Genomic DNA, 5,211 nt, shown 5'->3' with positions numbered 1-5,211 from the left:
GTCAGGCCGCCGCCCCGTGGCTGGCGGCGTGGCCCCCGACGCCCTGCAGCGCCGCCGCCGGGCCGAGATCGACCGGCTGGCCGAGGAGGGCGGGTTCGTATCGGCCGGCTGACCGAGCGGGAGTTCCTCGTGGCCGGGGTCGCCCTGTACGCGGGGGAGGGGACGAAACGGTACGGTGCGGTCCGCTTCGCCAAGAGCGATCCCCGCATGATCCTCTTCTTCTGCTGCTGGTTGCGACGGTTCTTCGAGATCGACGAGTCGCGGCTGCGGGTCCGCCTCTATCCGCACGAGGGGCTCGACCTGGCCGCCACGATCGCCTACTGGTCGGCGCTGACGGGGATCCCGCCGTCGCAGTTCGGGAAGCCGGACCGGGCGGTCGCAGACCCGTCGATCGGGCATGCCAAGCATGTGCATGGTTGCGTGACGGTCAGTTACAGTTGCAGCCCAACCCACCGGAGCATCATGGGGTTGGTCAGTGCCCTTCTGAGCGGCACGGCCCTTCCGGGGTAGCTCAACCGGCAGAGCAGCGGACTGTTAATCCGTTGGTTGCGAGTTCGAGTCTCGCCCCCGGAGCGTTGGCCCGTGACCCACCGTGGTCGCGGGCCGTTCCGCTTCTTCACGCTCCCGACCCCGCCACCTCGTGCACGTACAGGCCGCGCTCGGGGTCGGTGCGAAGGGGCGTCAGGACCACTCCCCCGACACGGGTCGGGGTGGTGGTGGAGAGGGGGGCGAACCGTCCGGGAGGCCGGTCGCCGTCGGCGTCGTGGAACACGGCGGCGCTGCCGGCCAGGGCGCGGTCGAGGGGGGCGGCCAGGCCGGCCAGGAACAGGTCCCGGACCCGTCCGAGGGGCAGGCCGAGCTCGACGGCGACCCGGAGCCGCTGCGGCCCCGACACGGTGACCACCGCGCCCGGGTCGGCGGCCACGGGGGCGAGCACGGCGATCGCGGTGGCGGTGTTGGCCGACAGGCGGGTGTCGCGGTCGAGGGTCGAGTCGACCAGGGGGTCGGCCGGGGCCAGCGGCCAGCAGGCCACCCCGGCCAGCAGCGCCGCCCCGGCCGCGGCGGCCACCGTGGACGGCCACGACCGGCCGGCCGGACCCGGGGGCCGCGACCGGCCGGCCAGGCGGCCGGCGGCCCAGGTGGCCAGGGCGGCGGCGCCGAGGGCGGCGGCCAGGCGGAGGGCGACGTCGGCGGGGTCGAAGTAGCGCCAGGAGACGTAGGTGCCGCGCCAGGCCTCCAGGCCCAGGAGGGTGAGGACCCCGAACCCGGTCACGCCCAGCGCGGCCAGCCAGAGCCAGGCGCGGCGGCGGGCCAGCCAGACGGCGCCGGCGGCGGCCAGGACGAGCAGGAGCGGGTCGGCCGCATACCGCCGGGCGACCAGGGCCAGCCAGTCGCCTGGGGGGACCACCTGGCGGCCGGTGACGAGGTCGGTGTAGCGGCCCGGGACCCGCACCGCATAGAGCGGGTCGCCGGTCAGCAGCCAGTCGTGGGTCAGCCACAGCAGCGGGGCGGCCAGGGGCAGGACCAGCAGGAGGGCCCGGCGGTCGCCGCGCCGCCAGGCGACCAGTCCGTAGGCGGCGGTCAGGGGCAGCAGCAGCCAGCTCTCGGCCCTGGCCAGCCCGGCCACGGCCAGGGCGCCTGCCGCCAGCCCCCACGCGGGCCCGCCGCCCCTGGTCAGGGCGTCGAGGGCGACCGACCAGGCGGCCAGGGCGAACACCATCGAGTTGCCCCGGGCGGACTGGAGCACCAGCGGGCCCGAGCCGGCGACGGCGATGACGGTGGCGGCCGCGGCGGGCAGGCCGCCCAGGCGGCCGGCCGCCCTGGCCAGGCAGACGACGGCCAGGGCGAAGGCGGCGACGGCGAGCGCCTCCAGGAGCCGCCAGTCCTGGCCGGCCCGCCAGGCGAGCCCGTGGACGACCGTGAGCAGGGGCTTGGGGGACGACAGCAGCGGCTCCTCGAGCCGTTCGGCGGCGACCAGGCGGTCGAAGTAGAGGACGGCGGCGTGCTCGTCCGGGTCGAGGGTCGCCGGCCCGGGCAGGCGGACCAGCAACCCGATCGCGACGGCCAGGACGGCCCAGCACAGCGGCCAGGCCCAGCGCGGCAGCGGCGGGAGGGCGCCGTCGCCGGCGACGGCCTCCTCCTGGCCCGGCCGACCCGGCGGCGAGGCGACGGCCCGCACTGGTACCTCCTTCCGGCCGGCGAGCAGGGCAACAGTACGGGGTTTCGATCGGCCAGGGCGGGTAGACATGCTCATGAGTGATCGTCTTCAGGAGGTGCCAATGCGGTTCAAGTCGGGATTCCTGGTCGGGCTGGGCGCCGGGTACGTGATGGGCACCAAGGCGGGCCAGGAGCGCTACCAGCAGATCATGGACGCGGCCGGCAAGCTGCGGGAGAACCCGGGTGTCCAGCGCCTGACCGGCGAGGTCAACCGGACCGTCAGCGTCGGCAAGGACCGGGTCACCGAGACGGCGCAGGCCAAGGCCGACCAGGCCAAGGAGGCCGTGGCCAGCAAGGTCGGCAGCTCCGACTCCTCGACCACGACCAGCACCACGCCCTAGCGCCTCCGGGCCGAGCGGCGGGCGCCCCGAGGGGCGCCCGCCCGCTGTGCGGGCCGGTCCGGGACCGGGTCCGACCGTCCAGGACGATGGGCAGGACCAGGACCGCTCCGCCACCGACTGTCCCGGGCGGAGCGGCAACGACAGCAACGGCACCGACGAGAGCAGCGCGTGACGAGGTGCTGTCCGGCACGACGGCGGCGCTGGCCCGGGTCTCCGGCAGGGCCGCGCCGCTCCCCCGCCGGCGGGCGCGGTGGTCAGAGCCAGCCGCGGCGCTTGAAGATCGCGTACAGGGTGAAGCTGACCAGGGCCATCAGGGCCAGGGCGAACGGGTAGCCGAAGACCCACTCCATCTCGGGCATATGGCTGAAGTTCATGCCGTAGACGGTCCCGATCAGGGTCGGGGCGAACAGGATGGCCGCCCAGGCCGAGACCTTCTTGATCTCCTCGTTCTGGTCGTAGCTGGCCTCGGTGAGGTTCTTGATCTCCTCGTTCTGGGCCTGGCTGACCAGGGTGGCGTTGACGGTGAGGATGTCGCCCAGCATCTGGCGGAAGCCGTCGACCCGCTCGGCCACGGTGGTGGCGTGGTCGGCCACGTCGCGCAGGTAGCGCTGCAGCTCCTCGTCGGTCTCGTACTTCTCGAACCCGGCCATGAGGCCGTCGAGCATGCCGAGCAGGGGGCTGGTGGCCCGCTGGAACTCGATCACCTCGCGCGACAGCTCGTAGATGCGCCGCGACACCTTGGGGTCGCCGCGGAAGACCTCGGTCTCGATCTCGTCGATGTCGTTCTGGAGGCCGGCCACCACCGGGGCGTAGCCGTCGACGACGCCGTCAAGGATCGCGTACAGCACCGCCTCGGGACCGAGCCGGAGCAGGTCGGGGTCGCCCTCCATGCGCCGGCGCACGGCGGCCAGGTCGGGGGCCTGGCCGTGGCGGACGGTGAGGACGAAGTTCGAGCCGACGAACACGTGGATCTCGCCGAACTCGACCTCCTCCACGTCGTCCAGGTAGCGGGCGGCGCGGAGCACCACGAACAGGGTGTCGCCGTAGCGCTCCAGCTTGGGGCGCTGGTGGGCGACGATGGCGTCCTCGACGGCGAGCTCGTGCAGCCCGAACTCCTCGGCCACGGCCAGCAGCTGGGCCTCGGCCGGGCGGTAGAGCCCGATCCAGGCCATGGTGCCCGGCTGGTCGCGCAGCCGCCTGCCGGCCTCGGCCACCGTCGGGGGGCTGTCGACGCGGCGCCCGTCCCGGTAGATGGCGGCGGCGACCACGCTCTGCTCGACGGTCGCGGCCGGGGCGGCCGGGGCCGCCGGCCGCGGCTCCATCGACACCTCGGGCGCCGGTGGCTGCCGCTGGCCGTTCCAGCCGCGACCGGCACGCCGGTTCGGGAGCAGCACGCGGGGACGCCGCTCACCCATGAGAGACCTCCTATCGAGGACGCAGCTTGCGCAGGGACCGGGAACGGGGCCGCGCGGACGCGCAGGCCCCGCCAGTGACGCCGAGACGAGGCCGGCGTCAGCGGGGACTCGGAGGTTGGCTGCTGCTCACAGCGGCCTCACCTCCCGCGTCCTCGACAGTGAACGGACGCGGCCAGCCTACCGCACTCCTGAACGGTGGGTCAGGCACCGGGCGGGAACCGCGGGCAGGGCGCCGCGTCGAAGGAGGCAGGACCGGGCGGATGGCACGGAGAGTGGTCGGGGGATGCGGGGTCGGTGGGCTCGGCTCGGGGGCGCGGCGGCGGCTACCAGGTCCCGGCGCTCCCGCCGGGCGGCGGCCGTGGTCCCAGAGCTCCACCAGGGCCCGAGCCCGGGCCTGCCGGGATGGGACCGGCCCGGCGGGACCGTCGCCGGGTGAGCGCCGCTCACCGGGCCCGGCGGAGCTCCTCGTCGCGGAGGCGGGCCAGGCGCCGGGCGGCCAGGGCCGCGGTCGGGTCGTAGGACGCGCCGGCGTAGGCCAGCGCCTGCACCAGGTTCCAGAGCCAGGACCGGCCGGTCTCGTGCTCGCGGTCCAGGTCGGCGGAGACGGCGGCGTCGTCGCGGACGGCGGGACGGCGGGTCGGGGAGCTGGCGATCAGGCTGCTCATGACGTCCTCCTTGTGATCTGGTTCACAAGCTGGTTCGTGAGCAGGATGCGCCCCGACCGCTCCGGCAGCGTTACGCCAGCGTCACGACGAGCGTGACCGCCGGCCAAGGTGGCCGGCGTCGACCAGGGTGGCCAGGACGTCCATGATGATGCGGGCGCCGAGCTGGGCGGTCATGTCGTGGACGTCGTAGGGCGGCGCGATCTCGACCAGCTCCATGCCGCAGAGCCCTTCCCGGGCGGCCATGCGGACCGCCTTGAGGGCCTCGCGGGGCAGCAGCCCGCCGGGCTCGGGCGTCACGGTGCCGGGGGCGAACCCCGGGGTCGATGGCGTGGTGTCGCGCTCCTCGGCCACCTCGACGCCGGCCCGGTTGCCGATCCATCCGCCGATGCACAGCTGGACGAGGTTGCTCGGAGGGACGTTAGGCAGGTCGGTGGCGTGCGACCAGTTGGTGGTGCATGCGCTCGTCCATGGTGCGCACGGCCATGTCGATGTGCCGGTCGAAGTGGATGATGCCGAGCCGCCCGTGGATGTGGGAGGGCGCGCACGTCCGGATAGCCGATCGAGTGGTCGCCG

General features: G+C 74.5%; 6 protein-coding genes and 1 tRNA gene. 3 read left to right on the top strand and 4 right to left on the bottom strand.

Going from position 1 to position 5,211, the window contains the following annotated elements; translation table 11 throughout:
* The first annotated feature begins 129 nt into the window (after positions 1-129).
* Together VF468_26810 and VF468_26805 are read left to right on the top strand one after the other, a co-directional pair.
* Positions 130-510: a hypothetical protein gene (locus VF468_26810; GenBank protein ID HEX5881900.1), complete on the top strand. Its 381-nt coding sequence runs from the start codon at positions 130-132 to the stop codon at positions 508-510.
* Positions 501-573, top strand: a tRNA-Asn gene (locus VF468_26805). Before VF468_26810 ends, VF468_26805 begins: the two co-directional genes overlap by 10 nt.
* Before the next feature lie 43 nt (positions 574-616).
* Here VF468_26805 and VF468_26800 read toward each other — a convergent pair.
* Positions 617-2,179, bottom strand: a complete 1,563-nt coding sequence (locus tag VF468_26800) for a hypothetical protein (GenBank protein ID HEX5881899.1) — start codon at positions 2,177-2,179, stop codon at positions 617-619.
* Positions 2,180-2,279: 100 nt separating this feature from the next.
* On the opposite strand from VF468_26800, the gene VF468_26795 reads away from it, so the two are divergent.
* On the top strand, positions 2,280-2,558 hold the full coding sequence (locus VF468_26795; GenBank protein ID HEX5881898.1) for a YtxH domain-containing protein: 279 nt from the start codon (positions 2,280-2,282) through the stop codon (positions 2,556-2,558).
* Positions 2,559-2,812: 254 nt separating this feature from the next.
* On the opposite strand, the gene VF468_26790 is transcribed toward VF468_26795, so the two are convergent.
* The 3 genes from VF468_26790 to VF468_26780 form a co-directional block, all read right to left on the bottom strand.
* Positions 2,813-3,973, bottom strand: coding sequence for a magnesium and cobalt transport protein CorA (locus VF468_26790; protein ID HEX5881897.1), 1,161 nt, complete (start codon positions 3,971-3,973; stop codon positions 2,813-2,815).
* A gap of 443 nt (positions 3,974-4,416) precedes the next feature.
* Positions 4,417-4,638 carry a hypothetical protein gene (locus tag VF468_26785; GenBank protein ID HEX5881896.1) on the bottom strand — a complete coding sequence of 74 codons (222 nt, stop codon included), beginning with the start codon at positions 4,636-4,638 and terminating at the stop codon, positions 4,417-4,419.
* A gap of 81 nt (positions 4,639-4,719) precedes the next feature.
* Positions 4,720-4,989 (bottom strand): arginase family protein, encoded by a 270-nt coding sequence (locus tag VF468_26780; protein HEX5881895.1) that lies wholly within the window; start codon positions 4,987-4,989, stop codon positions 4,720-4,722.
* Between the last annotated feature and the right edge of the window lie 222 nt (positions 4,990-5,211).

This window comes from Actinomycetota bacterium (assembly GCA_036280995.1).
GTDB lineage: Bacteria > Actinomycetota > CALGFH01 > CALGFH01 > CALGFH01 > CALGFH01.
This window is presented reverse-complemented; position numbering and strand designations above follow the sequence as displayed.